This is a genomic window from Methylobacterium sp. P3_A11 (genome assembly GCF_056403155.1).
On the sequence record NZ_JBFUGA010000249.1, the window covers coordinates 1 to 731 of the forward strand.

At 80.8% G+C, this 731-nt stretch carries 1 protein-coding gene; it reads left to right on the forward strand.

The window, feature by feature from the left end; genetic code table 11:
- The first annotated feature begins 167 nt into the window (after positions 1–167).
- Entirely contained in the window at positions 168–716 is a 549-nt protein-coding gene (locus tag AC1DXK_RS31090) for a hypothetical protein (RefSeq protein ID WP_457108403.1), read from the forward strand.
- The last annotated feature ends 15 nt before the right edge of the window (positions 717–731 follow it).

The following is a 731-nucleotide window of genomic DNA, read 5'->3' on the forward strand; positions in this document are numbered from 1 at the left end:
CCGCGGCCGCGAGCCGCCTTGCCTGGGCGCGCCGGGCGCTCGCGGCCCTCCGCGCCGGTCCCGATCCGGGGGCGTTGGCCGGGCGACCGGGACGCGCCTGACCCGCGCCGCCGAACCAGATCCCGAGCCGGCCGGGTCCGCCGCGCGATCAGCCACGGAGATCGACCATGACGCACCGTATCCGCGCGGGGCTCGTCCTCGCCTGTGCCGCCCTGCCGCTCGTCGCGCGTCCGGATTCGGGCCTCGCCGCGGTCTTGCCCGCCGCCGGGGTCTTGCCCGCCGCCGGCGTGACGCTGCCCTGGGGCGACTGGCTGGTCGGCCTTCTCCAGCCGGTCACGGCCGTCCTCGTGCCGCTCGCCGCCGCCGCCGTGACCGCCGGCATCGCCCGGGTCGCGCCCTGGGCGGCCTCGCTGCTCACCCGCGACCGCGTCGAGGCCGCGATCCGCGCCGGTGCCGAGTTCGGCCAGAACGCCGTGGCCGGTGCGGCCCGGGGCCGGACCGTGAACGTCGATCTCGGGGCGGCGGTGGTCGCGGCGGGCACCCGGCACGTGCTCGCCACCGCCCCCGCCCACGTCGTCCGGAAGGCCGGCGGCGCCGAGGGTGTCGCCGCGCGGATCTTCCGGGCGCTGCCCCTCGACCCGCAGGCGAGCGCCGCGAGCGTCCTCGCCCCGGCCCTCGTCCAGCTGCACGGCGCGGGCGCCGCGCCCCGGGGCTGAGGCCCGGCGCGGCCG